The organism is Sphingomonas sp. 2378 (assembly GCF_038084995.1).
Taxonomy (GTDB): domain Bacteria; phylum Pseudomonadota; class Alphaproteobacteria; order Sphingomonadales; family Sphingomonadaceae; genus Sphingomonas.
In genome coordinates, this window is record NZ_JAXCMJ010000003.1 from 15,179 (window position 1) to 41,869 (window position 26,691).

General features: G+C 67.4%; 25 protein-coding genes. 6 read left to right on the forward strand and 19 right to left on the reverse strand.

All coding sequences use genetic code 11. The features are described from left to right. Positions 1 to 43 precede the first annotated feature (43 nt). Together panB and SM191_RS02360 are read right to left on the reverse strand one after the other, a co-directional pair. A complete protein-coding gene (panB, locus tag SM191_RS02355) occupies positions 44 to 910 on the reverse strand; it encodes a 3-methyl-2-oxobutanoate hydroxymethyltransferase (RefSeq protein WP_341504807.1) in 867 nt (288 codons plus the stop codon). A 51-nt stretch (positions 911 to 961) separates the two neighbouring features. Then, positions 962 to 1,306: an ArsC family reductase gene (locus tag SM191_RS02360; protein ID WP_341504808.1), complete on the reverse strand. Its 345-nt coding sequence runs from the start codon at positions 1,304 to 1,306 to the stop codon at positions 962 to 964. Positions 1,307 to 1,547: 241 nt separating this feature from the next. Here SM191_RS02360 and SM191_RS02365 point away from each other — a divergent pair, with 241 nt between their 5' ends. After that, positions 1,548 to 3,617: an NAD(+) synthase gene (locus tag SM191_RS02365; protein ID WP_341504809.1), complete on the forward strand. Its 2,070-nt coding sequence runs from the start codon at positions 1,548 to 1,550 to the stop codon at positions 3,615 to 3,617. Positions 3,618 to 3,722: 105 nt separating this feature from the next. Then, on the forward strand, positions 3,723 to 4,367 hold the full coding sequence (locus SM191_RS02370; protein WP_341504810.1) for a GntR family transcriptional regulator: 645 nt from the start codon (positions 3,723 to 3,725) through the stop codon (positions 4,365 to 4,367). Between the two features lie 5 nt (positions 4,368 to 4,372). On the opposite strand, the gene SM191_RS02375 is transcribed toward SM191_RS02370, so the two are convergent. From SM191_RS02375 to SM191_RS02385, 3 genes are all read right to left on the reverse strand, one after another. Further along, entirely contained in the window at positions 4,373 to 5,653 is a 1,281-nt protein-coding gene (locus tag SM191_RS02375; protein WP_341504811.1) for an NAD(P)/FAD-dependent oxidoreductase, read from the reverse strand. A 10-nt stretch (positions 5,654 to 5,663) separates the two neighbouring features. Next, positions 5,664 to 6,668: a zinc-dependent alcohol dehydrogenase family protein gene (locus tag SM191_RS02380; protein WP_341504812.1), complete on the reverse strand. Its 1,005-nt coding sequence runs from the start codon at positions 6,666 to 6,668 to the stop codon at positions 5,664 to 5,666. 64 nt (positions 6,669 to 6,732) lie between these two features. After that, the gene (locus SM191_RS02385; RefSeq protein ID WP_341504813.1) at positions 6,733 to 7,935 is read right to left on the reverse strand and encodes a hypothetical protein; all 1,203 of its coding nucleotides are present in this window, start codon (positions 7,933 to 7,935) and stop codon (positions 6,733 to 6,735) included. A gap of 115 nt (positions 7,936 to 8,050) precedes the next feature. On the opposite strand from SM191_RS02385, the gene SM191_RS02390 reads away from it, so the two are divergent. Continuing rightward, positions 8,051 to 8,281: a hypothetical protein gene (locus SM191_RS02390; protein ID WP_341504814.1), complete on the forward strand. Its 231-nt coding sequence runs from the start codon at positions 8,051 to 8,053 to the stop codon at positions 8,279 to 8,281. A gap of 110 nt (positions 8,282 to 8,391) precedes the next feature. On the opposite strand, the gene SM191_RS02395 is transcribed toward SM191_RS02390, so the two are convergent. From SM191_RS02395 to SM191_RS02435, 9 genes are all read right to left on the reverse strand, one after another. Next, the gene (locus SM191_RS02395; protein WP_341504815.1) at positions 8,392 to 8,985 is read right to left on the reverse strand and encodes an alpha/beta hydrolase; all 594 of its coding nucleotides are present in this window, start codon (positions 8,983 to 8,985) and stop codon (positions 8,392 to 8,394) included. Between the two features lie 76 nt (positions 8,986 to 9,061). Further along, positions 9,062 to 9,481, reverse strand: a complete 420-nt coding sequence (locus tag SM191_RS02400; protein WP_341504816.1) for a hypothetical protein — start codon at positions 9,479 to 9,481, stop codon at positions 9,062 to 9,064. 186 nt (positions 9,482 to 9,667) lie between these two features. After that, positions 9,668 to 10,276, reverse strand: a complete 609-nt coding sequence (locus SM191_RS02405; RefSeq protein WP_341504818.1) for a TetR/AcrR family transcriptional regulator — start codon at positions 10,274 to 10,276, stop codon at positions 9,668 to 9,670. An 80-nt stretch (positions 10,277 to 10,356) separates the two neighbouring features. Continuing rightward, positions 10,357 to 11,760 carry an amino acid permease gene (locus SM191_RS02410; protein ID WP_341504819.1) on the reverse strand — a complete coding sequence of 468 codons (1,404 nt, stop codon included), beginning with the start codon at positions 11,758 to 11,760 and terminating at the stop codon, positions 10,357 to 10,359. 51 nt (positions 11,761 to 11,811) lie between these two features. After that, positions 11,812 to 12,513 (reverse strand): GntR family transcriptional regulator, encoded by a 702-nt coding sequence (locus SM191_RS02415; protein WP_341504944.1) that lies wholly within the window; start codon positions 12,511 to 12,513, stop codon positions 11,812 to 11,814. An 8-nt stretch (positions 12,514 to 12,521) separates the two neighbouring features. Beyond that, positions 12,522 to 13,436 carry a dihydrodipicolinate synthase family protein gene (locus SM191_RS02420; protein WP_341504821.1) on the reverse strand — a complete coding sequence of 305 codons (915 nt, stop codon included), beginning with the start codon at positions 13,434 to 13,436 and terminating at the stop codon, positions 12,522 to 12,524. 69 nt (positions 13,437 to 13,505) lie between these two features. After that, a complete protein-coding gene (locus SM191_RS02425; protein WP_341504822.1) occupies positions 13,506 to 15,311 on the reverse strand; it encodes a DUF885 domain-containing protein in 1,806 nt (601 codons plus the stop codon). 16 nt (positions 15,312 to 15,327) lie between these two features. Then, the gene (locus SM191_RS02430; RefSeq protein ID WP_341504945.1) at positions 15,328 to 16,323 is read right to left on the reverse strand and encodes an Ldh family oxidoreductase; all 996 of its coding nucleotides are present in this window, start codon (positions 16,321 to 16,323) and stop codon (positions 15,328 to 15,330) included. 11 nt (positions 16,324 to 16,334) lie between these two features. Continuing rightward, entirely contained in the window at positions 16,335 to 18,683 is a 2,349-nt protein-coding gene (locus SM191_RS02435) for a glycoside hydrolase family 127 protein (RefSeq protein ID WP_341504823.1), read from the reverse strand. A gap of 127 nt (positions 18,684 to 18,810) precedes the next feature. Here SM191_RS02435 and SM191_RS02440 point away from each other — a divergent pair, with 127 nt between their 5' ends. Further along, positions 18,811 to 21,558 carry a DUF5695 domain-containing protein gene (locus tag SM191_RS02440; RefSeq protein ID WP_341504824.1) on the forward strand — a complete coding sequence of 916 codons (2,748 nt, stop codon included), beginning with the start codon at positions 18,811 to 18,813 and terminating at the stop codon, positions 21,556 to 21,558. Here SM191_RS02440 and SM191_RS02445 read toward each other — a convergent pair. Next, positions 21,504 to 21,983, reverse strand: coding sequence for a (deoxy)nucleoside triphosphate pyrophosphohydrolase (locus SM191_RS02445; protein ID WP_341504825.1), 480 nt, complete (start codon positions 21,981 to 21,983; stop codon positions 21,504 to 21,506). The two genes, SM191_RS02440 and SM191_RS02445, sit on opposite strands and share 55 nt — an antisense overlap. 33 nt (positions 21,984 to 22,016) lie before the next feature. On the opposite strand from SM191_RS02445, the gene SM191_RS02450 reads away from it, so the two are divergent. Both SM191_RS02450 and SM191_RS02455 read left to right on the forward strand, forming a co-directional pair. Further along, positions 22,017 to 22,208 (forward strand): Flp family type IVb pilin, encoded by a 192-nt coding sequence (locus SM191_RS02450; RefSeq protein ID WP_341504826.1) that lies wholly within the window; start codon positions 22,017 to 22,019, stop codon positions 22,206 to 22,208. Positions 22,209 to 22,334: 126 nt separating this feature from the next. After that, positions 22,335 to 22,508, forward strand: coding sequence for a Flp family type IVb pilin (locus tag SM191_RS02455; RefSeq protein WP_307000120.1), 174 nt, complete (start codon positions 22,335 to 22,337; stop codon positions 22,506 to 22,508). A gap of 296 nt (positions 22,509 to 22,804) precedes the next feature. Here SM191_RS02455 and SM191_RS02460 read toward each other — a convergent pair whose 3' ends face one another. From SM191_RS02460 to SM191_RS02475, 4 genes are read right to left on the reverse strand one after another with little or no spacing between them, the layout of a single operon-like run. Next, entirely contained in the window at positions 22,805 to 23,755 is a 951-nt protein-coding gene (locus SM191_RS02460; RefSeq protein WP_341504827.1) for an acetyl-CoA carboxylase carboxyltransferase subunit alpha, read from the reverse strand. 11 nt (positions 23,756 to 23,766) lie between these two features. Next, positions 23,767 to 24,663: a tyrosine-type recombinase/integrase gene (locus SM191_RS02465; protein ID WP_341504946.1), complete on the reverse strand. Its 897-nt coding sequence runs from the start codon at positions 24,661 to 24,663 to the stop codon at positions 23,767 to 23,769. After that, the gene (locus SM191_RS02470) at positions 24,663 to 26,504 is read right to left on the reverse strand and encodes a hypothetical protein (RefSeq protein WP_341504828.1); all 1,842 of its coding nucleotides are present in this window, start codon (positions 26,502 to 26,504) and stop codon (positions 24,663 to 24,665) included. The genes SM191_RS02465 and SM191_RS02470 overlap by 1 nt, the downstream gene beginning before the upstream one ends. Beyond that, the gene (locus tag SM191_RS02475) at positions 26,488 to 26,622 is read right to left on the reverse strand and encodes a hypothetical protein (RefSeq protein WP_267432596.1); all 135 of its coding nucleotides are present in this window, start codon (positions 26,620 to 26,622) and stop codon (positions 26,488 to 26,490) included. The genes SM191_RS02470 and SM191_RS02475 overlap by 17 nt, the downstream gene beginning before the upstream one ends. Positions 26,623 to 26,691: the final 69 nt, after the last annotated feature.

A 26,691-nucleotide genomic window follows, 5' to 3' on the forward strand; every position in this document is an offset into this window, starting at 1 on the left:
CGACCTTTAGCGAGGAGCGGGCCCGGTGGGAAGCGGCCTTGGTTTATCCACCGTCGCGCGGCGCATAGATCTGTTCCGGTCCGGGGAAACGGCGGGCGCGGACGTCCTCGGCATAGGCGCGCGCGGCCTCGCCGATCCGGTCGCCCATCGTCTCGTACCGGCGGACGAAGCGCGCGGTGCGGTCGAACAGGCCCAGCATATCCTCGCCGACCAGAACCTGCCCGTCGCACTGCGCCGATGCGCCGATGCCGATCGTGGGGCAGGCGATGCGGTCGGTGATCTCGATCGCGATCGGCTCCACCACGCCTTCGATCACCACGGAAAAGGCGCCCGCCTCGGCGATGGCGACGGCGTCGGCGACGATCTTTTCCGCCTCTTCAGGCGTACGACCGCGCGCGCCGTAGCCGCCCAGCACGTTCACCGCCTGCGGCGTCAGGCCGACATGGCCCATCACCGGGATGCCGCGTTCGACCAGGAAGCGCACGGTCGGCGCCATCGCCACGCCGCCCTCCAGCTTGACCGCCGCCGCACCGGTTTCCTTGAGCAGCCAGGCGGCATTCTCGAACGCCTTTTCGGGGCTCGCCTCATAGCTGCCGAAGGGCAGGTCGATGACCACGACCGCATGATAGCTGCCCCGCACCACCGCCGCACCGTGCGCCGCCATCATCTGGAGCGTGACCGGCACGGTCGAGGGCAGGCCGTAGATCACCTGCCCCAGGCTGTCGCCGACCAGCAGCATGTCGCAATGCGGATCGAGCAACTGCGCCGACCGCACCGTATAGGCGGTCAGCATGACCAGCGGCGTCGCTCCCTTGGCGCGGCGGATGGCGGGAACGGTCAGCCGCTTCATCGGGGCGGGCGTAGGCGTGGCGCGACTCGTCGCGGTGTCGAGCGTGTAGGTCGTGGACATGGACCGGGCCTTACTCCCCCCGCGCAAACGGCTCCACCCCCTTGGCTCCGCTCAGAAGATTTCGGCGTAGCGTTCCGGCTTGAACCCGACGGTCAGCGTGCCGTCGCGGTCGAGAACGGGGCGCTTGATGAGCGAAGGCTGCGCCTGCATCAGCCGGATCGCCTTGCCTGCGTCGATGTCCTGCCGGTCCGCTTCGTCCAATTTGCGGAAGGTGGTGCCGGCCCGGTTGAGCAGCACTTCCCACCCGACTTGATCGACCCAGCGACGCAGGGTCGCCTCGTCGATGCCGTCGGTCTTGTAGTTGTGGAAGCGATAGGCGACGCCCTGCTGGTCCAGCCAAGTACGGGCCTTCTTCATCGTGTCGCAGTTGGGGATGCCGTAGAGTTGGACGGTCATGAGGCGCCTCGGGATGATATGGATGCGCGGTCCATAATCGGGGTGTCTGGAAAAAGCAGCATCGGGTGGGGCGTGGCCTTCGACTTCGCTCAGGCCGAACGGCTGGTGGGATGGTCCATCTCCCTCGCTCCGTTCAGCCTGAGCGAAGCCGAAGGCCAAGGGCGAACCTCCCCACGCCATCCTAACCCGTGGCAAGCCGCATGGGGTGGCGCCCCCTCCCCCATCCGGCTATCCCGTCCACATGCAGGACCATCCCTTCTACGCGCTTCACACCCACGGTCTGATCCGCGTGGCCGCCGCCACGCCCGCCGCCTCGGTCGGCGATGCGCATGCCAATGCGGCGGCGATGCTCGATCTGGCGCGGGTCGCGGATGAGGACGGGGTCGACCTGATCGTCTTTCCCGAATTGTCGCTGACCTCCTATGCGATCGACGACCTGCACCTTCAGGCTGCGATGCACGCCGCGACGCTGGAGGCGCTGGGCGAGATGGTGGATGCCAGCGCGGCGCTGTCGCCGGTCATGCTGATCGGGGCGGCGCTGCCGCGCAACGGGCGGCTCTACAATTGCGCCGTCGTCATCGCGCGCGGGCGCATCCTGGGCGTGGTGCCGAAGACCTTCCTGCCCAATTACCGCGAATATTATGAGAAGCGCTGGTTCGCCAGCGGTGCCGGGCTGACCGGCCTGACCATCGAACTGGACGGGCAGAGCGTGCCCTTCGGCACCGACCTGATCTTCGCGGCGGAGGACGTGCCGGGCTTCGTCATCCATGCCGAGATTTGCGAGGATTACTGGGCCCCCACCCCGCCCTCGACCGCGGGCGCGCTGGCAGGGGCGACCATCTGTTGCAACCTGTCGGCGTCCAATATCGTCATCGGCAAGGCGCGGGACCGGGCGATGCTGGCCGCCGCCCAGTCGGCGCGCGCCGCCTGCGCCTATGTCTATTCCGCCGCCGGGATCGGGGAGAGCACGACCGACCTGTCCTGGGACGGACAGGGTCTGGTCCACGAACTGGGCGAGGCGCTGGCCGAGTCCGAACGCTTCCTGCGCGAGCCTGCGCTGACCACCGCCGATGTCGATGTCGAGCGGATCGTGCAGGAGCGGTTGCGCTTCGGGACGTTCAACGATGCCGCCGCCTTTGCGGGCCATCCCGAGCAGCGCTTCCGCCGGATCGGCTTCGTCCATGGTGCCGAGCCCGCCGATCAAGGCCTGCGCCGGGCGGTGCATCGTTTCCCCTTCGTGCCCGACGACCCCGCGCGGCGCGATGCGGATTGCTACGAAGCCTATAATATCCAGGTCGAGGCGCTGGCGAAGAGGCTCGATGCCAGCGGGGCGAAGACGCTGGTCATCGGCGTGTCGGGCGGGCTCGATTCCACCCATGCGCTGATCGTCGCGGCCAAGGCGACCGACCGGCTGGGCTGGGGGCGCGAGCGTATCCTGGCCTTCACCATGCCGGGCTTCGCGACGGGCGAAGGGACCAAGGCCCATGCCTGGTCGCTGATGCGCGCGCTGGGCGTCAGCGCGGAGGAAATCGACATCCGCCCCGCCGCACAGCGGATGCTGGCGGACATGGGTCACCCCTTTGCGCAAGGCGAGCCGGTTCACGACGTCACCTTCGAGAACGTCCAGGCGGGCCTTCGCACCGATTATCTGTTCCGGCTGGCCAACCAGCGGGGCGGGATCGTGCTGGGCACCGGCGACCTGTCCGAGCTGGCGCTCGGCTGGTGCACCTATGGCGTGGGCGACCAGATGAGCCATTATGCCGTCAATGCGGGCGTGCCCAAGACCCTGATCCAGTTCCTGATCCGCTGGTGCATCCGAACCGGGCAATATGACGTGGCGACCAACACGGTACTCGCCGCGATCCTGGCGCAGGAAATCTCGCCCGAGTTGGTTCCCGCCGATGCCAGCGGCGCGATGCAGTCGACCGAGGCAATGATCGGCCCCTATGCGCTCAACGACTTCTTCGCGCATTATGTCATCCGCTATGGCCTCAAGCCGTCCAAGATCGCCTTCCTCGCCTGGCACGCATGGCGCGATGTCGGGGCGGGCGGCTGGCCGGAGGATCTGCCGCAGGACGCGCGGGTCGCCTATGACCTGCCGACGATCCGGCATTGGCTGGGGCGGTTCCTGACCCGCTTCTTCCAGACCAGCCAGTTCAAGCGCTCCGCCCTGCCCAACGGGCCGAAGGTTTCGCCCGGCGGTGCCCTGTCGCCGCGCGGCGACTGGCGGGCGCCATCGGACGGTCGCGCATCGGTCTGGCTGGCGGAGTTGAACGAGGCGCTGCCGCCCCACGGACATCCGACACTCTGACATCACAGACTTGGCAGTGGGCCTCCAACAGGTCTATGCTGTCTTGTTCGTCACATTTATTCCAGAATTACAGGCTCCTCCCGGCCTGTCGGCACGAGAGTTATCATGAGCCTTGTCGTTCGCACCCTGTCCGAACAGATCTTTACGATCATTCGCGAACGGATCATCAGCGGCGACCTGACCGAAGAACAGCCGATCCGCCAGGACGCTCTCGCGAATGAACTGGGCGTCAGCAAGATCCCGCTGCGCGAGGCGCTGGCCCGTCTGGAGCAGGAAGGACTGCTGACCAGCCAGGCCAATCGCGGCTTCTTCGTCCGTTCGCTGGGGGCCAGCGAGGCGGAGGAAATCTATGAGCTCCGCCTCGCGCTCGAACCCGATGCCGCCGCGCGCGCCAGCCGGGTCGCCACCGCCGCCGATCATCAGGTCGCGAGGGACGCGCTGGCTGCGCTGGACGTTGCGGCGCATGAGGCGTTGCATGAGGTCGCCCTGCGCAACCGGGCCTTCCATCTGGCGCTGGTCCGCCCGCTGGGGGCCGCGCTGACCTTTCAATTGATCGAGCGGTTGCAGGTGCTGGCCGAGCGCTATGTCGTCCAGCATCTCAAGCCAGCCGGGCGCGAGACCCGCGCGCACAAGGAACATCAGGAATTGCTCGACGCCTGGCTGGCGCGCGACGAAGCGCGGGTCGCCGGTTTCCTGACCGAGCATATCGGCGCGACGCTGGTCGATCTGCGCGCGCAACTGGGCCGCTGATCCGCTCAGCCGGGGGGACGGACGAACGGCGTGGTGATGATCCGCGCACCCCGGCGATAGGTCAGGTAACGCCATAGCCATTGCAGGCTGACCCGAATGCGCTGCGCGAAACTGACCAGCAGCACGACATGGACGATCGCCCAGAGCATCCAGGCCGGATAGCCCTTCATCCGATATCGACCGAAGTCGAAAATGGCGGCGTGCCGGCCGATGATCGCCGCATTGCCGCGATTATGGAAGCGGAAGGGCGCGGCCAGCCGCCCCCTGGTCAGTTCATCGCGTAGCGCCTTGCCCAGATACTGCCCCTGCTGCTGCGCGACCTGCGCCAGTCCGGGCAGCGGCTTGCCATCCTCGTCCGGGCAGGCCGCTACATCGCCCAGCGAATAGACGCCGTCCGTCCCCTCGACCTTCAGGTCGAGGCCGACCGGGACCCGCCCGCCCGGCCCCGGCGCGATACCCAGCAGCCTGGCGGCCCCGGTCGGCGCCACCCCCGCTCCCCACAGGACGGTCCGCGCGGGGATGAAGTGTCCGCCAGCCCTCAAGCCCTCGGCCGTGATCGCTTCGACCGGCGTATCGGTCATCACCTGCACGCCCAACCGCCCCAACGCACGCTCGGCATAGCGGGCGAGCGATTCGGGAAAGGCGGACAAGATGCGCGGACCGCCCTCGACCAGGATGATCTTCGCCGTTTCGGGGCGAATACGGCAGAAATCGGAGGCCAGGGCATAGCGGGCCAGTTCCGCCACCGATCCCGCCAGCTCGACACCGGTCGGGCCGCCGCCGACGATGACGAAGGTCATCAGCGCCTGACGATCCGCCGTGCCGTCGCGCTCGGCTTCCTCGAATGCGCCCAGCACGCGCGACCGGATGACCCGCGCCTCCTCGATCGACTTGCAGGCGGGGGCGAAGGGCCGCCATTCGTCATGGCCGAAATAGCTGCTCGTCGATCCCGTCGCGACGACCAGCCGATCATAAGTCTGCGTCTCGCCGGTCGCGAGCGCCACCTCGCGCCGGTCCGTATCGACCTGCGCCACCTCGCCCAGCACGACGCGGATATTGGGATAGCGGCCCAGCACATGGCGGATCGGCTCGGCCACGTCCGCCGGAGACAGGGCGGCGGTCGCCACCTGATAGAGGAGCGGCACGAAGAGATGATAATTGTTGCGATCGATCACCGTCACGCGGACGGGGGCGTTCGCCAGCCCCTGCGCGACGGCGAGCCCGCCAAAGCCCGCCCCGACGATGACGACATGCGGCCAGTTCGGATCGACGGTCGCGGTGCTCATCCCCTTCCCCTCACCATGTCGCCGCGATCTTGCCGAAATGGCCGCCACGCTCCAGCAGGCGGAACGCCTCGCTCAGGTCGGCAAGGTCGAAGCGGCGATCGACCACGGGGCGAAGGGCGGCATCGTCCAGCGCCCGGACGAACTCCAGTTGCATCCGTCGGCTGCCGACGATCAAGCCCTGCAACCGCGCCTGCTTGCGCATCAGCGTGGCGGTCGGCACGTCCCCGGCGATCCCAGTCAGCACGCCGATCAGCCCGATATGGCCACCGATCCGAACCGCGTCGATCGACTGGGTGAGCGTCGCCGGACCGCCGACCTCGATGACATGGTCGACGCCCTCGCCCGCCCAGTCATGGACGCGCTGCCCCCAATCCTCATGGGTCCGGTAGTTGATGACATGCGCCGCGCCGAGTTCGCGGGCGCGCGCCAGCTTTTTGTCCGACGAGGAGGTCACGACCACCCGAGCGCCCATCATCCGCGCGATCTGAAGCGCCCAGATCGACACGCCACCGGTACCGAGGACCAGCACCGTATCCCCGGCCTTGAGCCCGCCATCGACGACCAGGCTGCGCCAGGCGGTCAGCCCGGCAGTGGTGATCGTCGCCGCTTCGGCATGGTCATAGCCCCTGGGCGCGCGGGTAAAGGCCGTGGCGGGGGCGACCACCAGCTCACAGGCATAACCGTCGATCCCGTCCCCCGGCACGCGGGAAAAGTCGCCGACGCGCGGCGGGCCCTCCTGCCAATCGGGAAAGAAGCACGAAACCACCGCGTCCCCGGCGGCGAAGTCGGTCACGCCCTCCCCGACCGCCTCGACGACGCCCGCGCCATCGGCCATCGGGATGCGGCCATCCTCGGTCGGCATCTTGCCCGCGACGACGCCATAGTCGTGATAGTTGAGCGAGGTGGCGTGCAGGCGAACGCGGATCATGCCGGGCCCCGGCGCGCCGGGATCGGGCCGCTCGACCATCCGCAACCGGTCCAGCCCGCCGGGCGCGTCGAGGATCATCGCTTTCATGCCATCGCCTTCATCACTGTCATGTGGATGGCGCAAAAACGCGGGCGCGGCGCGATGCGATCCCTTAACCGGTCGCCAGCACCCACCCATCGGGCAGGAAATCGACTGACATATAATAATAAAAGGCGCAGCCGCCGTCGCCGCGATAACTGCCTCCCTTCACGATTCCGAATGCGGTGCCGCCCAGGAAGACCGGGCCGCCGCTATCCCCGCTACGACAGGTGGGACCGCGCACCGCGACCCATGTCGGGGTACAGCCGCCGCCGCACAGATCGCCCGCGGGCGCGAAGTCGGGCATCCAGACCTCGGCACAGCTATAGCCCGTCCGCTCGCCCCGATGGCAGACGACATCGCCCGCGCGCGTCGAGGTGCGGGGCCGCGAGCCGGTGACTGTCCGGCTGATCGTCTTGGCAGTATCGCTCCAGAAGGCGGGCGGCAGCCCATGGTCGGCGACATTCACCTGCACGTCCTGATAGCCCCAGCCCCATTGCCCGGCGTAGCGCAGCGGATGCGCGCCCCCCGCCGCGTCGATCCAGGACAGGTCGTCGGGACAATGCGCGGCGGTGACGATCGCGCTCTCCGCACCCCGCCGCACGACGAAGCCGCTGGTACAGGCATAGCGTCGCCCATTGGCCGGATCGACACCAACCAGCCGCATGCCACCCTCAAGATCCGCCAGATCGATATCGGGCGTCTCAAACGTGGCGATCTTGACCGGCACGCCCGCGATCCGCGCGATCCGGTCGCGCATGGCCTCGACCGGCTCGGCCAGCAGGTCCGCCTGGCCGACCATGACGACGAGTGCCCCGATGCGCGGATCGACGCCGATCCCCGGCGGCTGGGTCAGGCTGGCGCGGATTTCGGTCTGGTGCAGCGCCAGCGCGACCACCAGTTGGTGATGCGTCGCATAGGCGCCGGTACGGAACCGGATCGCGACCGGCTGGCCCGCCAAGGGCACGATGCGGTCCGCCACCGGTGCATCGCCGGTCAGGAGCACATCGATCCGAAACGGCGTGTGTCCCACCGACAGGCCCGCGAGCCGATCAGCGAACTCGACCGCCAAGGCATCGGTCACCGGCACTGACGCCTCCTGCACCGCCAGTTCCTGCAAGCCTTGCGTGGCGGACAGGTCGGACACCGAACCATATTGCGCGGCGTCGAGCGCCAGCGAGGCGGCACTGCCCAGGGGAGCCGACGCCGGCTCTTGCGCCGATGCCCGCCCTGCCCAAACCAGCGCGACGGCCACCATCACGATCAGCCACGGCAAAGCCCAACTATCGGCACGAAAAGAATAGCGTTGGTTATATCCCATCGATTTGGTATGTATTACTCAGTGGAAGCCGGAAAGCGGCGATACACGGATAACACAGGGGACCGATACGATGTTGCGACGCCATGCCTTTCCGTTGATCCTTCTCGCCGCCGCCGTCGGCGTGGCAGGCTGCTCCCCCTCCGGGTCCGGGAACATCACGGCAACCGACAATGAGTCGTCGTCGGCGCTGACCAATGAGGTTCTGGCGAATGACGAGGGCGCGCTGCTCGACAATGACGCGCTGGGCAACGACCTGCTGGCCGACAATGCGGCAGGGCCCGAAGCCCTCAACGCCAACTGATTTGCCTCGGTGGCGGGCCCTGACCGGGCCTCACACTGCTCCTGCTCGCCAAAGGAAGCTCCCAGCGGCGATCGACTGGCCCGGCGGATAAACCCGCCGGGCCTTTTTTGTCAGCGTTCCGGATGACCCAGGGTGCGCAAGACACGCAGGTCCTGCTCGACGACCCCCGCCGAGAAGCGCTCGATCAGGCGCTGGGCCTGACGCCACATGCCGGTCGGCGGCGGGGCCGCGACGGGTGCCTTGAGCAACCGCCCTCCGCACATGGTCGCCAGCGCGGAGCCATGGTTCGAACCATCGACGATCAGCGAGGGAAAGGGCAGCGCCGCCTCGGGCGATGCGAACAAATGCCCGCCGGTGCGCTCCAGCGCCGCCGTCTCCGGAGGCTGGAAGAACAAGGCTCCCGCAACCTTGGAAACGTAATGGCTGGGCGACAATCGCGCCCACCAGATGCTGGCGAGGCACGCCGCCCCTTCCGCGACCAGCAGCACCGCCTTGTCGGCCTGCGCCACCGCATGATCGAGCCGAGTCGCCCAGATATCCCGCGCCTCTCGTGACGAATCATCGAAGTGAAGCTGGACATCGCCCTGTCGCGGCCAAGCGAACAGGTTTTCCCAGGGCATGGCCCGCTCGGCAGCCGCCACGGGCCCCGCCATCGGCAGGGTGATGATCGAAAAGGGGTCGTTCAGACGCAGTACGGCCGTCATGGTCTGCTCCGTCGATGGGCCCCCTAAGCTACGCCTCTCGCCACGAAGGGCAAGAGGGCGTCGCCTTATCCCAAGGTCATTCCGACGTGGCGAGCCGCGCCGGACGCCGCGCGCTGCTCAGCGCGGTGGCGATGCTGTCGACCATCAACTCATATTGATCGGGAGTGTAGCCCGCCGCCAGAAACGCCCGAACCTCGTGCGAGGGAACGCTATAGCCGTGATGCCAACTCAGTACCGCCATGCGGCGCAGCGCCTCCAGCGAGGGGTCGGCCAGTCGCGGGTTGCGCGTGTCGCCGAAGATGCTGCCGAGCGCCCGACCCAACTTGGACGGCGCGCGCAGGCTGGCAATACGGTCGCGCCGGGCGAGTGCCACGACCTGCCATTCCAGCGCGGAGAGACGTGCGTCCGAACGGATCGCGGATGCGCCCTGCTGGGTGATCGCGACATCGACCGCGACGCGGGCTGCACCGATTTCCTGAAAAGCGACATAGGCCATGAGACTTCCCCTTGCGTCGCGCGACATCCCGCACGCCGGGCCATGTGCCCGCCGCGATCGGCAGTCCTTCGTCCGCCGCCGTGCTGTCTCGCCTGTTATCGAACCGGAAGGCCCGAAGCGCCTTCCATACCGAGTGGTATATTAACGGATTGAAAGCCCGTCAAGCACTTTCATACCGGATGGTATTTAACGCGACGGCCAGAGCGCCATGCCGGTTTCGATCAGCGTTTCCAGCTCCGCGCGCGTCGCGCCGGAACCGGCCTGCACCGCCATCCCCTGAAACAGTGCGTAGAGATATTGGGTCAGCCCCTCGGGATCGACGCCGTCGCGCAGGTCGCCATCGTCCCTGGCCCGCTGGAACCGCGCGAGAAGCGCGGCCTGTGCCGATGCCCGGCGCGCCACGACCTCCGCCTTGATCGATTCGGCCTCCGTCCCGCACGCGACCGAATGAATCACACCCAGGCACCCTTGCGGTTCGCTACTGCTGGTCATCGCCTCCAGCGCGCCGCGTAAGAGATGCTCGGCCACCGCCCGCGCGGTCGGCTGTTCCAGCGCCTCGCGGATATAAGCGAGCTTTTCGGCTTCGTAGAGGTCCAGCGCCTTGTGGAACAAGGCTTCCTTGTTGCCGAACGCGGCGTAGAGGCTGGGTTTGGTGATCCCCATCGCCTCGGTCAGGTCGGCCATCGACGCGCCTTCATAGCCCTTGCTCCAGAACACCCGGAGCGCGGCCGCCAAGGCCTTGTCAGTGCAGAATTCGCGTGGCCGCCCCTTGCATACGGGCAATAGGTTTTTCATAACACTCGGTATAGAATTATCCGAGCGGTTTGGAAAGCCCCGGCGAGCGACTGGCCCGCCGGGGATCGTCCCGATCGGGATCAGCCGCGCGCCAGGGCGCTGCGCCGCCGCCCATAGGCGAAATAGAAGGCCAGCCCCGCCGCGTTCCAGATCGCGAAACGGACGATGGTCGAGCTGGGCAGGCTGAACAGCAGATAGAGGCAGCCCAGGATCGCCAGCGTGCCGACCAGATAGGGTTGCGGGCAACGGAACAGCCGCTTGGCCTCGGGCGCCTTGCGCCGCAGCACCATCAGGCAGGCGCCCACCGAAATGAACGCCAATAGCGTGCCCGCATTGGCCAGCTCGGCGATCTCGTCCAGACGGAAGATGCCCGCGACCAGCGCGATCGACACGCCGGTGACCAGCGTGATGCGGGTCGGCGCGCCGCTCCGCTTGCTGACCACCGCCAGCGACTGGGGCAGCAACCCGTCGCGCGCCATGGTGAAGAAGATGCGGCTCTGCCCGTACATCATGACCAGGATGACCGAGGGCAGCGCGATGACGGCGGCGAGCGCGATCAGATGCGCCGCCGTCGGCTGGCCCAGCGAGCGCAGGACCAGCGCCAGCGGTTCGGGCGAATTGGCGAGTTGCTGGAAGGGCAGCGATCCGATCGCGGCGACCGCGACCGCCATGTAGATCAGGGTGCAGACCAGCATCGAACCGACGATGCCGATGGTCAGGTCGCGGCCGGGATTCTTGGCTTCCTCGGCCGAGGTCGCCACCGCGTCGAACCCGTAAAAGGCGAAGAAGACGATCGCCGCCGCCGCCATCACGCCGCGCTTGGCCCCGTCCACCTCATGCGCGGCGAAGCCATAGGGCATGAAGGGATGAAGGTTGTCGGCGTTGAACGCGGGCATGGCGAAGGCGATGAACACGCCCAGCGCGACCAGCTTCACGATCACCAGGACGATGTTGAGCGTCGCACTCTCGCGCGTGCCCGCGACCAGCATACCCATGACCGACAGCGCGACCAGCACGGCGGGCAGGTTGATGATGCCGCCGCCATGCGGCCCGGACAAAAGCTCGGGCGGCAGATGCACCCCCGCCGCCTGTATCCAGCCGACCAGATAGCCCGACCAGCCGACCGCCACGGTCGAACAGGCCAGCGAATATTCCAGGATCAGGCTCCACCCGACGATCCAGGCGAGCGTCTCACCCAGCGCGGTATAGCTGAAGGTATAGGCGCTGCCCGCCGCCGGGATCAGCGTGGCCAGTTCGGCATAGGCGAGTGCCGCGCACGCGCAGACCGCGCCCGCGATCGCGAAGGCCAGGATGACGGCGGGCCCCGCCCGCTCCGCGCCGACGCCGGTCAGCGTGTAAATGCCGGTGCCGACGATCGCGCCGACCCCCAGGGCGATCAGGTGCGGCCAGCTGAGCGTCTTGGCCAGCGCCTGCCCCTCGCCATGCTGGGTCGCGCTGCCCAGCGGTTTGAACGGTCCGAACATCGTTGGAAATCCCCCCGCCCCAAGGCTTCATGTCCCATGGGCTTATGATTGTCAGACGACGGGTGCGAACCCGCCTTTCAAGTCGATCAGCGTGGACCGGATATGGGCATCAAGCAATCCCTGAAGCCGTTCCGCATCGCGCGCCATAAAGGCGTCAAGTTGTTCGCGATGTTCAAGATGTGCCCGCGCATCGCGCCCTGCGGGTTGCAGATGGGCGACGACGTAACGCTCGGCCAGGACCGCGAGCTGGCGCACGAGCTGGATGGTCAGGGGCCGCCGCACCGGGCGGACCATGGCCATGTGGAACTGGCGGTTGCAGATGGCGACGCGCGCGAGATCGCTGGTCGCGGCCTGGTCCAACGCCTCGAAGGCTGCGACCAGCTTGGCGCGATCCTCGTCATCGGCGACCAGCGCCGCGCTTGCCGCCGCCATCGGCTCGATCTTCAGGCGAAGGCCGTAGATATCCTCGGCCTGCTCGACGGACAGCGCGCCGATCATATAGCCGCGATTGGCGACGCCGTGGAGCAGCCCTTCCTGCTCCAGCCGGGCCATCGCCTCGCGCAGCGGAATCTTGCTGACCCCCAGTTCGGCGGCCAGCGCGTCCTGACGGATCGGACGGTCCGGCGGGATCGCCCCCGCGATGATCCGTTCCCGGACGATCGCGAAGATACGGTCCGCCAGCGTCTGGACGACGATGACGCCCTCGCCCCGATGACGCCCGTCATCGAGCGCATTGTCCAGGGGCGAGGGCATCGTCGCCATCAGGCGGCCTTGGCCTGGCCCAGCGTCGGACGGGTCGCGGCGGCCTTTTCGACCATCGCGATCACCTCGGCGCGGCGCTCGCCTTCCAGCACGTAGCGCGGCGGCAGCACGCGCTCCGAACCGCGCCCCATGACCTGCTCGGCCAGCTTGATCGACTGGACCAGGTCATGCTCGGCATCGAGATGGAGGAGCGGCATGAACCAGCGATAGATTTCCATCGCCTTGGCATGGTCGCCACGATCGAACGCCGCGACCAGCTCGACCGATTCCTTGGGGAAGGCGTTGGTCAGGCCCGAGACCCAGCCCTGCGCGCCGAGGTACAGCCCCTCCAGCGCCACATCGTCCAACCCGGCGAACAGGGTGTAGCGATCGCCGAACGCGTTGCGGAAATCGGTGAAGCGGCGCGTGTCGGGGGCCGATTCCTTGACCGCGACGATGTTCTTCACTTCGACCAGCGCTTCCAGCACCGTCTGGTCGATGACCGTGCGATAGGCGGGCGGGTTGTTATAGAGCATGATCGGCAGGCCAGTCTGGTCCGCCACGCCCTTGAAATGGTTCACCAGCTCATGCGCCTTGGGCACATAGACCATCGGCGGCAGCAGCATCAGGCCATCAGCCCCGGCCTTTTCGGCGGCCTGCGCGTAACGGACCGCGCGGCGGGTGTCGTACTCGGACACGCCGGTGATGACCGGCACGCGACCCGCCACCGCCTCGACGATCCCGGTCAGCACCATGACCTTCTCGTCATAGTCGAGCGAATTGTTCTCGCCGACCGTGCCCAGCGCGATCACGCCGGTCACGCCATCGCGGATCAGGTCGTCGACGACGCGCTGCGTATCGGCGAGGTCGATCGACAGATCTTCCCGGATTTGGGTCGTCACTGCGGGGAATACGCCGCGCCAGCCGATGCTCACAATCTGTCTTCCTGCTATTGTTTTAGATATCGTATACTGTTTAGCGCGGCGCTTGCCTCAGGTCAATCGTCATTCCTCATCGGGATAAGGCCCCTTGCCGCCCTCTGCGATGAAGCGGTCGTTCCGCTGGTCGATCACGCCGAGCGGCACATATCCCAGTTGCAGCATCGCATCGTGCCAGGCGCGAATATTGAACTTCGCGCCCAAGGCCTTTTCCGACTTGGCCCGCGCCCGCTGAAAGGCGAGCTGCCCCATATAATAGGACAGCGCCTGTCCCGGCCAGGCGATATAGCGATCGACCTCGGTTTCGATCTCATGATCCGACAGCGCGGTATTGTCGTGGAGATAGGCCTGCGCCTTTTCCCGGCTCCATCCCATGGCATGGATGCCGGTATCGACGACCAGCCGCGCGGCGCGCCAAGCCTGATAGGAGAGCATACCGAACCGGTCATAGGGCGTCTTGTAGAAACCCATATCCTCGCCCAGCGCCTCGCAATAGAGCGCCCAGCCCTCGCCATAAGCCGACAGATAGCTGTCGCGGCGGAAGGCCGGCAGGTCCTTGTTCTCGGCGGCCAGCGGCATCTGGAACGCATGGCCCGGTGCACTCTCGTGCAGGGTCAGCGCGGGCAGCGCATAGAGCGAGCGCGACGGCAGGTCATAGGTGTTGACCAGATAGATGCCCGTCCCCCCGCGCCCGGCAGTGTAGAAGGGCGCGAGGTCGGCGGGCACCGGCTTGATCGCGAACCGGCTGCGCGGCAGGCGACCGAACCAGTCCGACGCGATCCCGTCGAAACTCTTGGCGAGCCAGGCCGCCCGGTCGAGCAGGTCCTGCGGCGTCTTGGCGTAGAATTGCGGGTCGGTTCGCAGGAAGGTCAGGAAGGCGGGGAAGTCACCCTTGAACTTCACCTCCTTCATCACCTGATCCATCCGCGCGCGGATGCGCTGCATCTCCGACAGGCCGATGGCATGCACCTGTTCGGGCGTCATGTCGGCGGTCACATATTCGCGGATCTTGGACCGGTAATAGGCCTTGCCGTCGGGCAGGTCATAGGCCGCCGTGCTGACCTGCGCGCGCGGCATATAGTCGTTGCGCAGGAAGGTCAGCAGCCGCTGATGCGCGGGCAGCACATCGTCGCGGATCGCCGCCTTCGCCTCGGCCCTCAGCGCCGCCGCCGTCGCGGGGGCCATATTGGCGGGCATCGTCTTGAACGGTTCGTAGAAGGGCTGGCCCTCGCCCGCTCCCGCATCGATCACCTGGGCGACGCCGATGTCGCGCCCCTTCAACGTGACGCGCGGCACGGTGAAGCCCCGGTCGAGCCCGGCGCGCATGTTCGCGATCTGCTGATCGAAATAGCGCGGCATCTGGTGCAGCATGGCGATATAATCGCGATACTGGCTTTCCTTGGTAAAGCTGCCCCGCGCCCAACTCGCCAGATTGCCCCAGAAGCTGGTGTCGGCGTTCAACGGCTTTTCATATTCGCGGAACCGCTGGGCGGCGAGCAGCGCGTCGATCTGACCGCGATAGACCATGTAATCGGTGCGGACATCGGGCGAGAGGCTGGCGGGATCGATCGCCTCCAGCGCCCTGGCCGTCGCCTCCCACCGCGCCAGCCGCGCGGCCTGGGCGGCGGGGCCGACATCGGGGAGCTTGCGCGAACCGGCGCTGCCGCTGTCCTCATCGGCGGCACTCTGGCTGATGCGCCATTTATACTCCGCCTCCGACAGCGTGCGGAAGCGGGCGTCGGCCGCCGTCTCTCCCGCCTTCGCCGCCGTCTTGCCCGACCGCGCCGGAGCCGCGACCTTCGCATCGGCGATCCCGACCGGCAGGATCGCCAGCGCCACACCGGTCAGCAGCATCATGGTCCGGTTCGTCATGCTCGATTTCCTTTGTTCAACCGTTCAGCGCCATCACGTCGCGGTGCAGGTCGGGGGAAATCTCCACCCCCTCGACCAGCGACACCGCCCGCGCGGCATAACGGCGCGCCGAGGGCAGACGCGCCCCCTGCCCCGTGATCGCCCCGAACATCGCCTCTGCCCGCGCCTGATGTTCCGGCAGAAGATCACCCAGAAAGCCCTTGGGATCGATGGCGATGATCAGTTCGCCACCCAAGGGCGAACCTCCCCGCCCCGCGTCCCATTCGATCGACTCGCGGCTGGTCATGTCGCCGATCAGCGGCCCGGCGAGCAGTTCGACCATCGCCGCCAGCGCCGATCCCTTATGCCCGCCGAAGGTCCGCATCGCGCCGGACAGGATCGCGGCGGGATCGGTGGTCGCATGGCCGTCCGCATCCACGCCCCAGTCGTCGGGAACACTCTTACCCGCGCGCCGATGAAGCTCGATCTCGCCGCGCGCGACCATGCTCGTCGCGAAGTCGAAGACGAAGGGCGGGCCATCGGGGCGCGGCCAGCCGAAGGCGATGGGGTTGGTCCCGAACACCGGCTCCGCCCCGCCCGACGGCGCGACCCAGGCATGGCTGGGGGTGAAAGCCAAGGCGACCAACCCCGCCTCGGCCAGTTCCTCGACCTCGGGCCAGAGCGCGGCGAAGTGGACGACATTGTTGAGCGCCAGCCCCGCGATACCGTTTGCCTTGGCCTTTTCGATCAGCATCGGCTTGCCGGTCTGGAAGGCGAGTTGCGCGAAGCCGCCGCCGCCATCGACCCGCACCAGCGCACGCGCGGGTTCGGACAGGGCCGGTTCGGCATCGGGCACCACGACGCCCTTGTTGATGCTGGAGACCGCGACCAGCAGGCGGTAGATCCCGTGCGAGGCGCAACCGTCTCGCTCACCCGCCACCATCGTCTCCGCCACCGCCTCGGCATGGGCGGGGGCGAGCCCCGCGCCCAGCAGCTTGGCACGGGCGAGCGTCCGCAATTCGTCCAGCGTCATGCGGATACCGGTCACGCGGTCGTCGCCTTCTTCGCGGTGAACAGACGCATGCCGAAGATCGGCCCGGCGGTGCTGCGATCATGCGGCACCACGCGGATGCGGACGTTCTTCTTCCCCTTGGTCAGGGCTTCGGCCAGCGGATAGTCGACGTTGAAGAACTTGCCCGGCTTGTCATTCTCCAGATGCTGGGTCGCGATCTTCACATTGTCGACCAATATGTCGAAGTCGCGTGCGCGCTCCTCGCCCCAATAGGTCGCCTGGAGGATCAGCGGGCCGGGCCGCACCGCCATGGTGAACTCGAAATAGCCGCCCGAACGGGCATCGCGCCCCTGCTTGCCCAGATAGGAGACCGGATAGGAGATGTCCGAGGTCAGCCCATGGTCACGCTCGGGCTGCATCTCGCCCAGATACATCACATCGACCGAGCGGGCCGCGACATCGCGCGCCGCCGCCTGTTCGGCGAGGTAATTGGCCTCCTCCGCCTTCCAGCCGCTTTCGGTGAAGCGCTTGAAATAGACGGCGCTGCGCCGGTCATATTGGCTGTAGAAGGGCACGAAGGTCAGCCCCATCGGGCGGAACGCATCGCCCACGGCATAGCGGGGTTTGGCCGCATCGGCGGCGGTGAAGGACGCCAGCGGATTGGCCCCGACCATCGCAGGATCGGGCGCATCCCACGGCGTTTCCGAAGGGCTGAGGTCGGCGGCCATCACCATCGGTCCACGCACCACCGCGACAACCGTATCGTCGCCCGGCGTGGTTTCCAACCGCAGGTCGAGCGGCAGGCGGATCTCCACCTTGTCCCCCGCCTTCCAACGGCGATCGACCACGGCATAGCCGCGCTCCATCACCGGCGTGACCGGCTGGCCGTTGATCGCAATCTCCGCCTGTCCGTTCGTCCAGCCGGGCACGCGCAACGCCAGCGGGAAACGCCCCGGCCGCGCCAGATGGGTGAAGGTCACGACGCTGCCACCCTCCATCGGATAGGCGGTGTCGAGCGTGACCAGCGCCCCCCGCTTTTCCCAGCGCGCTTCCGAGGGGATATAGAGGTTGACGAACAGCGTCTCCCCGCCCTGCCAGAAGATGGACTCGCCATGCTTGGCATGCGCCTCCATCCCCGACCCGACACAGCACCAGAAGGCATCGTCGGCGGTCGAGGAAAAGCTGCGCGCCGCCCCCGACATCAGCGGCGTCATGTAGGTGAAGCCGCCATTCTCCGGATGCTGCGCCGCCATGACGTGGTTCAGATGCGCGCGTTCATAATAGTCGAACAGCCGCCCATCGGGCTTCCACCCGTACAGATGCCGGGTCAGCTTCATCATGTTATAGGTGTTGCAATGCTCGCACGTCTGGTCGGTGATGTGGCGCGCAATCGTGTCGGGGGCGGAGAAATATTCGCGGTCGGCATTGCCGCCGATGACATAGCTGTGATGCCCGGTCACCCTTTCCCAGAAAAAGCTGGCGCCCTTGGCCGGTTCGGCCTTGCCGGTGATTTCATGGATACGCGCCAGCCCGATCAGCTTGGGCACCTGCGTATTGGCGTGGAAATTGGCGAGCTTGTCCTCCCCCGCCACCAACGGGTCGAGCACCTTGCGGTCATAGATGCGCTCGGCCAGCGCCAGCCACTGGCGGTCGTTCGTCCGCTGATAGAGTTCGGCAAAGCTCTCGTTCAGCCCGCCATATTCGCAACCCAGCACCTCTTGCAGGCGCGCATCGTCCAGCGCCGCGAAGACCCGCGCGAAATAGCCGCCCAGCTTGACCGCGACGTCCAGCGCCTGCGCATTGCCCCAGCCGCCATGAATGTCGAGCAGACCGGCGAACAGCTTGTGCACCGTGTAGAGGGGCGACCAACTGCCGTTCAGGTCGAACCCGCCCGACTTGATCTTGCCCGCCATGATTTCGGGGAAAATCTCCTCGCCATCGACGACCTTGCCATCGGGCCGCTTGCGTCCCAGCGCGCCGACATAGCCGTTGCCGCGCTTGTCCTGCGCCTCGGCCAGTTCGGTCACGATGTAATCGGCGCGGCGGCGCATCTCGGGATCGCCCGTCTGCTGCCAGGTCAGGACCAGCGCCGACATGTAATGGCCCAGCGTATGGCCCGCGATCGTGTCGCTCTCCCACCCGCCATAGATCGGCGCCTTGGCCTCCAGCCCCGCATAGACGCGGAAATTGTGGAGCAGCCGGTCCGCACTCAGCCGATAGAGATAGCGGCGATTGGTTTCCACCGCGGTCGCATAGACCGAGGGGCGCAGCCGTACCGCCGTCAGCGGCAAAGGCTCCGCCTTGGACGGCAGGATCGAGGCGCCCGCCGCCACCGCACGGGGTGCCGCACCCAGTAATGCGACCGTCGCCGCTCCCCGCATCCAATCGCGTCTATTTGTCCGCAGCATCTTGCTCTCCAGCCTATACTGTATACCATATCGGGCGATGACATGGGGGTCAATCGTGACGAACAGCGGCGCGGCGAACCCCGACAGGGAGAGAATTTCGATGCGTCACAAGCTCTTGCGGCTCCTGCCGGTCACATTGGCGACCCTGTCGATGGCGGCGGCCTGGCAAGGCGCGGGATCGGCGGAAACGCCCAAGCGCCGTGCGGTTCCGGTGCGTTCCGCCACGTCCACCCTGCGTGTCGGCGCGTTCCGCCTGCGCCTCGACCCCGCCAGCCAGACGGCGCGCAGCCTATCGCCGATCGGCACACCCGGCTTCGACTTCCTGCCGGTCGGGCGATCGAAGGAGCGCGCGGGCAATGGCTATAACCATCTCGGGGATATCCATCTGCGGCTCCGCATCCGCGCGGGACCGTGGCAGGATTATTCCTCATCCCGCGACCGCAGGCCGGTGAGGCCTCTCCCCGCGCGCGGCAGGGTGCTGGCGGCGGCGGACATCACCGCGACGATGGGCACCGGCCTGCCGCTGCGCATCACCCGCGAATGGGTGAATGAGGGCGGCGTGCCCGCCCTGCGTTTCACCCTGACCAACGCGTCGCGCGATCCGGTCGAGGTCGGCGGACTGGGCATGCCGATGGTGTTCGACAACATCATCTCCGACCGCACGCTGGAACAGGCCCATGCCCAGGCGAGCTTCGCCGATCCCTATATCGGGCAGGATGCGGGCTATGTTCAGGTCACCCGCCTGAACGGCGCGGGCCCGGCCCTGCTGGTCCTGCCCGAGCGGAACACCCCGCTGGAGGCCTATGTCCCCGTCCCGACGATGCGCGAGACGGGCGGCAAGGCGGTGATCGTCGAGGCGAGCCCGCGTGCGCAGACCTCGGAAGGATTTTACGACTGGACGGTCGCCAGCGCGGCCTATGCCCGGACCGACTGGGCCAAGGCGGGGCAACCCTGGAACGAGGCGACCAGTTTCCGCCTGGCACCGGGCGAGAGCCGCCGCATCGGTCTGCGCTTCGCCGCCTCGCCCAGCATTCGCGGGATCGAACGGACGCTGACGGCACAGGCGCGCCCGGTGGTGGTGGGTGTTCCGGGCTATGTCGTGCCGACCGACCTCGACGCCGCCCTGTTCGTCCGCGCAGCCTCCGCCATTACCAACATCGCCAGCTATCCGGCGGGCGCGCTGGAGGTGACGCGTCAGCCCGGCAAACCCGGATGGACCCGGCTGTCGGTGCGCGGAAAGCGATGGGGCCGGGCGCGCCTGACCCTCAACTATGCCGATGGCAGCGTTCAGACGGTGCAGTATTTCGTCACCAAGCCGCTCGAGCGGACCATGGCCGATCTGGGCCGCTTCTCGACCACGCGACAGTGGTTCGAGGGCAAGAACGATCCCTTTGGCCGCTCCCCGGCCATCCTGACCTATGACCGCGAGGCGAACCGGATCGTCACCGACGATCCCCGCGTCTGGATTTCGGGGATGAGCGACGAGGGCGGCGCGGGAAGCTGGGTCGCGGCGGTGATGAAGCAGCTCGACAATCCCGACGCCGCCGAGATCGCGCGGATCGAGCAGCTGGTCGACAAGACGGTGGTCGGCCGCCTTCAGGTCGCCGATGGCCCCCATGCGGGCGGGGTGAAGAAGAGCCTGTTCTACTACGACCCCGCCGCCTTCCCCGATCGCTACCAGCCCGCCAAGGACTGGCAGAGCTGGACCTCGTGGAAGAAGGACCAGGCCGACGATCTGGGCCGCGCCTATAACTACCCTCATGTCGCGGCGGGGCATTGGGTGCTGTACCGCATCGCCCGCAACCATCCCGGCATGACCAAGGTGCATGGCTGGGACTGGTATCTCGACCATGCCTATCAGACCATCGTCGCGATGATGCGCGACGCGCCGCATTATGCGCAGTTCGGGTTGATGGAGGGCGATGTCTTCGTCGACATCCTGACCGACCTGAAGCGCGAAGGCTGGACGGCCAAGGCGGAGGAGGTCGAGCGGTTGATGAAGGGCCGCGCGGACCATTGGCGCACCCTGAAATATCCGTTCGGCAGCGAGATGGCATGGGACTCGACCGGCCAGGCGGAGGTCTATGCCTGGATGCGCTATTTCGGATACGGCCCGCAGGCGGACGTCACGCGCGAGGTGATACTGGGCTATGACCCTTCGATCCCGCATTGGGGCTATAACGGCAATGCGCGCCGCTATTGGGACTTTCTCTACGGCGGCAAATATCCCCGGCTGGAGCGGCAAATCCATCATTACGGATCGACGCTGAACGCCATTCCGCTGTTCGATTCCTTCCGCCGCGATCCGCGCGACACGCATCTGCTGCGCGTCGCCTATGGCGGGCTGCTCGGCGGGATCACCAATATCGATCAGCAGGGCGCCTCTTCGGCGGCCTTCCATAGCTGGCCCGACCGGATGGAGTGGGACCCGTATAGCGGCGACTACGGCATGGGCTTTTTCGGCCATGCCTATGCGGCGGCGACCTATCTGGTCGACGACCCCGCGCTCGGCTGGCTGAGCTATGGCGGCAATCTGTCGCAGAGCGGCGGTACGATCCATGTCGAGCCACGCGACGGGGCGCGCAGCCGCTTCTTCGTCGCGCCCGCCGGACTCTGGCTGACGCTGGAAGCGGGCAAGATCGCGGCGGTCGATTATGACCCGGCGACGCGGACGGTTCGCCTGACCCTGGACCCCGCCGATCCCGCGACACCGACAGCGCGGCTGTTCGTCGAGACGACGACGCCCGGTGCCCGGACCTATCGCCCCGATCGAGGCATGATGGAGCGCGGCGGTTACAGCGTTCCGCTGTCCACGTCGCCGACGCAACTGGTGCTGTCGGCAAGGTAGGCGCTAAGCTGGCGGACCAGCGGCACATCGGCGGGCGGCATGGGCCATGCGTCCATCGCCGCCGGCTCGCACCAGATCAGGCCGTCCGCCTCCAGCGCGACCGGCGTGTCCGACCAGCGTCGTATGACATAGAGAAGCAGCAGGAGATGACGACCGGGCAGCGGCTCGGTCGCGAACCCGGCGGGCTCCAAAGCGGCGGGCTCGACCGTGATCGCCAGTTCCTCGTGAAGTTCGCGGATCAGCGCCGCCTCCGGACTTTCCCCCGACTCGATCTTGCCCCCCGGAAACTCCCACAGCCCGGCCAAACTCTTTCCCGCCGGACGCTGTTGCAGCAGGACCCGTCCTGCTTCATCGACCAGGGCCGCGGCCACGACGGGAAACAGAGGCGTGGCCGCGATCGGCTCCGCTTCGGCTCTATCGACCATTTCTTAACTCTTCCCCCTTATGCCGGTGACACCATGAAAGCGTTCACGATCCTCCGCACCATGCGACGTGTTTGCGCCGATACGCGCGGCGCGACCGCTGTGGAATATGGCCTGATCATCGCCAGCATAATGCTGGTCCTGATCGTGGGCCTGTCTCAACTGGGGATAAGCCTGCAAGGCGTCATGCAGACGCTGGCCGATCATCTCCAGAACGCCACCGGTTAGATTTCATGACGAAGGCTGCAAACTTAAGCCTTCGTCAACCACTTAGCGCTTAAATGGCCCGAAGCTGATCCGGCTCTCCGGCTCAGCCGGGTGATCGACAAAGCACTAGAGACAACGGAGACCGGAATGAAGACGATCCGCAAGATGTTGAAGAACAACAAGGGTGCGACGGCCATCGAATATGGCCTGATCGCGGCCCTGATCGCCGTCGCCGCCATCGGCGCCATGAAGGGTCTCGGTACCCAGTTGAACACCTCGTTCAACAACATCAGCGGCAAGCTGGCGAATCCGACGGGCTGATCCGGTGGGCTGACCGCATGGCTTGACGTCGTCGCCATCGGTTCAGCCCGGGTCCGCCACATTGCGGAAATTCCCTTCGGTCGGATTGCGCCTTTACGGACAGCACGCAATCCGGCCGAAGTGTTTTTTAAGACAGGGCAACGGGTCGAGATATCCCCCGCCCGACCGATCGCGGCGATGCGATCGTCACCAGCGACCGAAGTTTTGTCTTGGGGCTATCGAGGCGTTCGCGCCTTACGATGCCGCCCCGGCAAGGTCCGGGATGACGCGCGCGGCGTCATCCGTCCCCGATCCGCTTAAAGACGACCCATCGCCAGGAACTTCGCGGCTCGACCGCGCTTCAGCTCATCGCGACCGACGCCGCCCAGATCACCCAGCGCCTTCTGGATCGCATCGCCGAGATTGGTGATCGCGGCCGCCGGGTCGCGATGGGCGCCGCCCACCGGCTCGGGCACGATGGTGTCGATGACGCCGAAGCTCTTCAGATCCTGCGCCGTGACGCGCATCGCCTCGGCCGCTTCCGCCGCCTTGTCCGCCGTGCGCCACAGGATCGAGGCGCAGCCCTCCGGCGAGATCACCGAATAGACGGCGTGCTCGAACATCAGCACCCGGTTGCCCGCCGCCAGCGCCACCGCACCGCCCGAGCCACCCTCGCCGACGATCGCCGAGACGACCGGCACGCCCGCCGCCAGACAGGCTTCGGTCGAACGCGCGATGGCCTCCGCCTGGCCACGCTCTTCGGCCTGGATGCCGGGGAACGCACCGGACGTGTCGACCAGCGTCACGATGGGCAGGCCGAATCGGTCGGCCAGTTCGACCAGGCGGATCGCCTTGCGATAGCCCTCGGGCTTGCCCATGCCGAAATTGTGGCGCAGGCGGCTGGCGGTATCCTCACCCTTTTCATGGCCCAGCACCATGACGCGCTGGCCCCGGAACTGGGCGAAGCCGCCCATGATCGCCTGATCGTCGCCGAACGCGCGGTCGCCCGCCAGCGGCACGAATTCGTCGAACAGCCCGGCGACATAATGTTTGAAGTGCGGGCGCTGCGGGTGGCGCGCCACCTGAGTCTTCTGCCAGGGGGTCAGCCTGGCGAAGGTGTCGCGCAGCAGCTTGTCCGACTTGGCCTGAAGCTTGGCGATCTCCGCGCCGATATCGACCGTCCCTTCGGCGGTCGTGTCGCGCAGTTCGTCGATCCGGCTCTGAAGCTCGGCGATCGGTTTCTCGAAATCGAGGAAGGTCGTTGACATGGGCCTAGCGCCTAAGGGCGCTTGTTCCGAAAATCAACGAGCGGGTGGCGTGCGTTGACCAGTTCGACCAATCGCGCCGCCTCGACATGGGTGTAGATTTCGGTGGTGGCGATATCGGCATGGCCCAGCATCGCCTGTACCGCGCGCAAATCCGCACCCCCGCCCAGCAGATGCGTGGCAAAGGCGTGGCGCAGGACGTGCGGGCTGACCCGGTCGGGCGGAATCCCCGCCTCCGCCGCCAGCGCCTTGACCAGTTGATACAGGCGGATGCGGGTCAGATGCTTCTTGCCGCCGGGAAACAGCCATGGCGTGTCGGCGGGCACATGGTTCCGCCACGCGGCGACCGCCGCGCGCGCGCGGTCGGAGATCGGCACCATCCGCTCCGCCCCGCCCTTGCCCTTCAGGATCAGGAAAGGCCGGTCGGGATGGACCGCATTGCGCGGAAGCGCGACCAGTTCGCTCGCGCGCAGTCCCGACCCGTAAAGCAGTTCGATCAGCGCGCCGAGTCGCAGATCATTGGGCAAGGGATGCGGCATAGAGGTCCGCTCGGCAATGGCGGCGAACAGCCGGTCGATATCGGCATGGCTCAGCACCTTGGGCAGCCTTCGACGCTGGCCGGGGCGCGGCAAGGCTGTCGAGGGATCGTCCGGCCGCAGCCCCTCCTCATGCAGAAAGGCGTAGAAGCGCCGCAGCGCCGCCGCCTTGCGCGCGACGGTGGCATTGGCCAGCCGGGCCCAGCCATCGGCCAGCGCCTGAAGCGCGCCCTCATCCGCATCGGCCAGCCCGCCCATCGCCTCGCCCGCCAGCCGCAGGTCCGAGCGATAGGCGGCCAGCGTGTTGCCCGCCGCGCCCGCCTCCGCCGCCATCATTTCCAGAAACCGGTCGAGGAGCGCGGCGTCGCGAGACATCATGCCCGCGCGATCGCCTCCGCCGCGATCATCCGCGCATCGGTGTCGAGCCCGACCGAGCGCAGCGCCTGGACGATCCGGTACAGCGCCTGGGGCGGCACCCCGCGCCAGTCGTTGGTCTGCATCCCTATCGCGCAGAGCAGCACGACCATGCCGGTCTGCTCATCCGCCACCGCCTGGTCGAGCGCCTGGGTCCAGGCGTTGCGCTGCCCGATCCGCACGTCCAGCGCCTCGGCACCGCGTTCGGTGTCGCCCTGCGACAAGCGGCCCAGCCCCGCCATGCCGGCGAAGAACAGGCGCTGCTTCAGCGCGTCGCCATTGCCGCCATAGGCCGTGACCTGGTCATAGCCGACCTGCCCCTGCCGGTCCGGGTCGCTGAGTTCGATCATCGCCCAGGCGTCGCCGCCCTGCTTGACGGCACCGCGCCAGCGAGCCGCGCTCCGGTCCAGCCCGGCGGACAGCATCGAGGCGACCAGCCGGTCCGAATCGCCGTCGGACGACACCACGGGCAGCCGCGCCACCGCGCGCGCCGTCAGGATCAACCGACCATAGGGCGTGCGATCGTCATCGCCCCAGAGCGAACGGATCGCGGACAGCCGCTGCCCCTCGTCATTGGCAGCATAGGCGTTGCGCAGGTCATTGCCGATCGCGCCCGACGCCCGGCTGGCCTGGTCGTCGTCCGCCAGCGCCGAATAGAAATCGACCAACGCGGCGTTGGACAGCACGCCCATGCTCGCCGCCTGATCGATCACGCTCGCCCGGTCGCTGGCGGCAACGGCGGGCGAGGTCGCCAGCCAGCCGCGCACCTGCGGGCCCGCATAGGACAGATATTCGGGCGGCACGCCCAACCCGGTCGCGGTCGCGAGGCCGAAGCGCCAGACCGTCAGGCGATCCGCGCCGGTCCAGTCGAGCGACACCGCCCGACGCCCCCCGGCACTCGACCCCATCAGCTTTTCGGCGAGCTTCAGGTCGAAATCGTCCGCGATACGCTGACGCCGGACCTGCCGCACGATGGCGCTGCCCCGCGCCGCCTCGCCCGACAGCGCCGCGCACATACCCTGCGCCACCCGGTAGCCGCCCAGCCCGGTGGCGGCGGCGCCGCCATCGGCGAGCGGGCAGAGCCCCGCCGGATCGCTCGACGCGAGCAGCGCGTTCATCCCGACCTGATAGAGTTTGGGGGTGTAGTTGCCCACATCGACCGACTGGACGACCGCGCGCGCCACCTGCGCCTCGCCCATGCGGAGCAACAGCCATGCGCGCTCGGCGGCGAAGTCCGCGCCGTTGACGCCACGCGGCGTGATCATCTGCGCGGCCAGCGTCCGGCGCAGCAGGATCGAGGTCCAGCGCGACGGCAGAGGGGCGGACAGACGCCGCATCAACGCCTCGGCGACCCGTCCGTCCGCGCCCGCGAACACCCGCTGGTCCAATGCGCCCTCGCGCGGACCGGCAGGGCCGACCAGCGCCAGCGACCGCCGTGCCGAGGCGGGGAGTTCATACTCCGCCAGCGTGCGCGGATCGATCGTCGCGCTGGGCGACGGGGTCGGCGTGGGCGTCGGGGTGGATAGCGATTCGATCAGCGCTCCGACCGGATCGGCCGGGGTCCGCGCGGGCGTCGGTACGGCCACCGGCGTCGGAGCGGTTCCCGGCGCCACGCGCGGGGTCGCCGTGCCGCGCGGCGTCGGCCGGGGACTCGGCGGCGCGCTCGGCTGGCCGAAGCCCGGGGGAAGCAGCGATTCGGGCCGATCCTGCGCCGCCGCCAGTGCGGCGGCCCCGACCATCAGAAACGCGACGGCGCGGGGCAGATGGCGGAAAACGGCCTTCCGCTTATTGCAGGTTGCCAAGCGAGACCGCCTTCTCGACCTGAGTCGTCGGCCGTTCGGTCGCCCGGCCCGAGAGCAGGAACAGCCCCCCGACGATCACGACGAGGAGGACGATGAGCGAAACGACCATACGGGACATGAAACGCTAAACCTTATAATGGACCCGTGAAAGCCCGGCCGGTGTTGCCGGGCGCGCGCCCGCTGTATA

What these genes read in the sequence shown, in the direction of transcription:
- SM191_RS02370 (WP_341504810.1), top strand. Translation starts at nt 3,723, where the DNA reads ATGAGCCTTGTCGTTCGCACCCTGTCCGAACAGATCTTTACGATCATT.
- SM191_RS02440 (WP_341504824.1), top strand. Translation starts at nt 18,811, where the DNA reads ATGCGTCACAAGCTCTTGCGGCTCCTGCCGGTCACATTGGCGACCCTG.
- SM191_RS02450 (WP_341504826.1), top strand. Translation starts at nt 22,017, where the DNA reads ATGAAAGCGTTCACGATCCTCCGCACCATGCGACGTGTTTGCGCCGAT.
- SM191_RS02445 (WP_341504825.1), bottom strand. Translation starts at nt 21,983, where the DNA reads ATGGTCGATAGAGCCGAAGCGGAGCCGATCGCGGCCACGCCTCTGTTT.
- SM191_RS02365 (WP_341504809.1), top strand. Translation starts at nt 1,548, where the DNA reads ATGCAGGACCATCCCTTCTACGCGCTTCACACCCACGGTCTGATCCGC.
- panB (WP_341504807.1), bottom strand. Translation starts at nt 910, where the DNA reads ATGTCCACGACCTACACGCTCGACACCGCGACGAGTCGCGCCACGCCT.
- SM191_RS02430 (WP_341504945.1), bottom strand. Translation starts at nt 16,323, where the DNA reads ATGACGCTGGACGAATTGCGGACGCTCGCCCGTGCCAAGCTGCTGGGC.
- SM191_RS02435 (WP_341504823.1), bottom strand. Translation starts at nt 18,683, where the DNA reads ATGCGGGGAGCGGCGACGGTCGCATTACTGGGTGCGGCACCCCGTGCG.
- SM191_RS02425 (WP_341504822.1), bottom strand. Translation starts at nt 15,311, where the DNA reads ATGACGAACCGGACCATGATGCTGCTGACCGGTGTGGCGCTGGCGATC.
- SM191_RS02395 (WP_341504815.1), bottom strand. Translation starts at nt 8,985, where the DNA reads ATGACGGCCGTACTGCGTCTGAACGACCCCTTTTCGATCATCACCCTG.
- SM191_RS02400 (WP_341504816.1), bottom strand. Translation starts at nt 9,481, where the DNA reads ATGGCCTATGTCGCTTTTCAGGAAATCGGTGCAGCCCGCGTCGCGGTC.
- SM191_RS02390 (WP_341504814.1), top strand. Translation starts at nt 8,051, where the DNA reads ATGTTGCGACGCCATGCCTTTCCGTTGATCCTTCTCGCCGCCGCCGTC.
- SM191_RS02405 (WP_341504818.1), bottom strand. Translation starts at nt 10,276, where the DNA reads ATGAAAAACCTATTGCCCGTATGCAAGGGGCGGCCACGCGAATTCTGC.
- SM191_RS02415 (WP_341504944.1), bottom strand. Translation starts at nt 12,513, where the DNA reads ATGCCCTCGCCCCTGGACAATGCGCTCGATGACGGGCGTCATCGGGGC.
- SM191_RS02465 (WP_341504946.1), bottom strand. Translation starts at nt 24,663, where the DNA reads ATGTCTCGCGACGCCGCGCTCCTCGACCGGTTTCTGGAAATGATGGCG.
- SM191_RS02360 (WP_341504808.1), bottom strand. Translation starts at nt 1,306, where the DNA reads ATGACCGTCCAACTCTACGGCATCCCCAACTGCGACACGATGAAGAAG.
- SM191_RS02380 (WP_341504812.1), bottom strand. Translation starts at nt 6,668, where the DNA reads ATGAAAGCGATGATCCTCGACGCGCCCGGCGGGCTGGACCGGTTGCGG.
- SM191_RS02460 (WP_341504827.1), bottom strand. Translation starts at nt 23,755, where the DNA reads ATGTCAACGACCTTCCTCGATTTCGAGAAACCGATCGCCGAGCTTCAG.
- SM191_RS02475 (WP_267432596.1), bottom strand. Translation starts at nt 26,622, where the DNA reads ATGTCCCGTATGGTCGTTTCGCTCATCGTCCTCCTCGTCGTGATCGTC.
- SM191_RS02375 (WP_341504811.1), bottom strand. Translation starts at nt 5,653, where the DNA reads ATGAGCACCGCGACCGTCGATCCGAACTGGCCGCATGTCGTCATCGTC.
- SM191_RS02455 (WP_307000120.1), top strand. Translation starts at nt 22,335, where the DNA reads ATGAAGACGATCCGCAAGATGTTGAAGAACAACAAGGGTGCGACGGCC.
- SM191_RS02410 (WP_341504819.1), bottom strand. Translation starts at nt 11,760, where the DNA reads ATGTTCGGACCGTTCAAACCGCTGGGCAGCGCGACCCAGCATGGCGAG.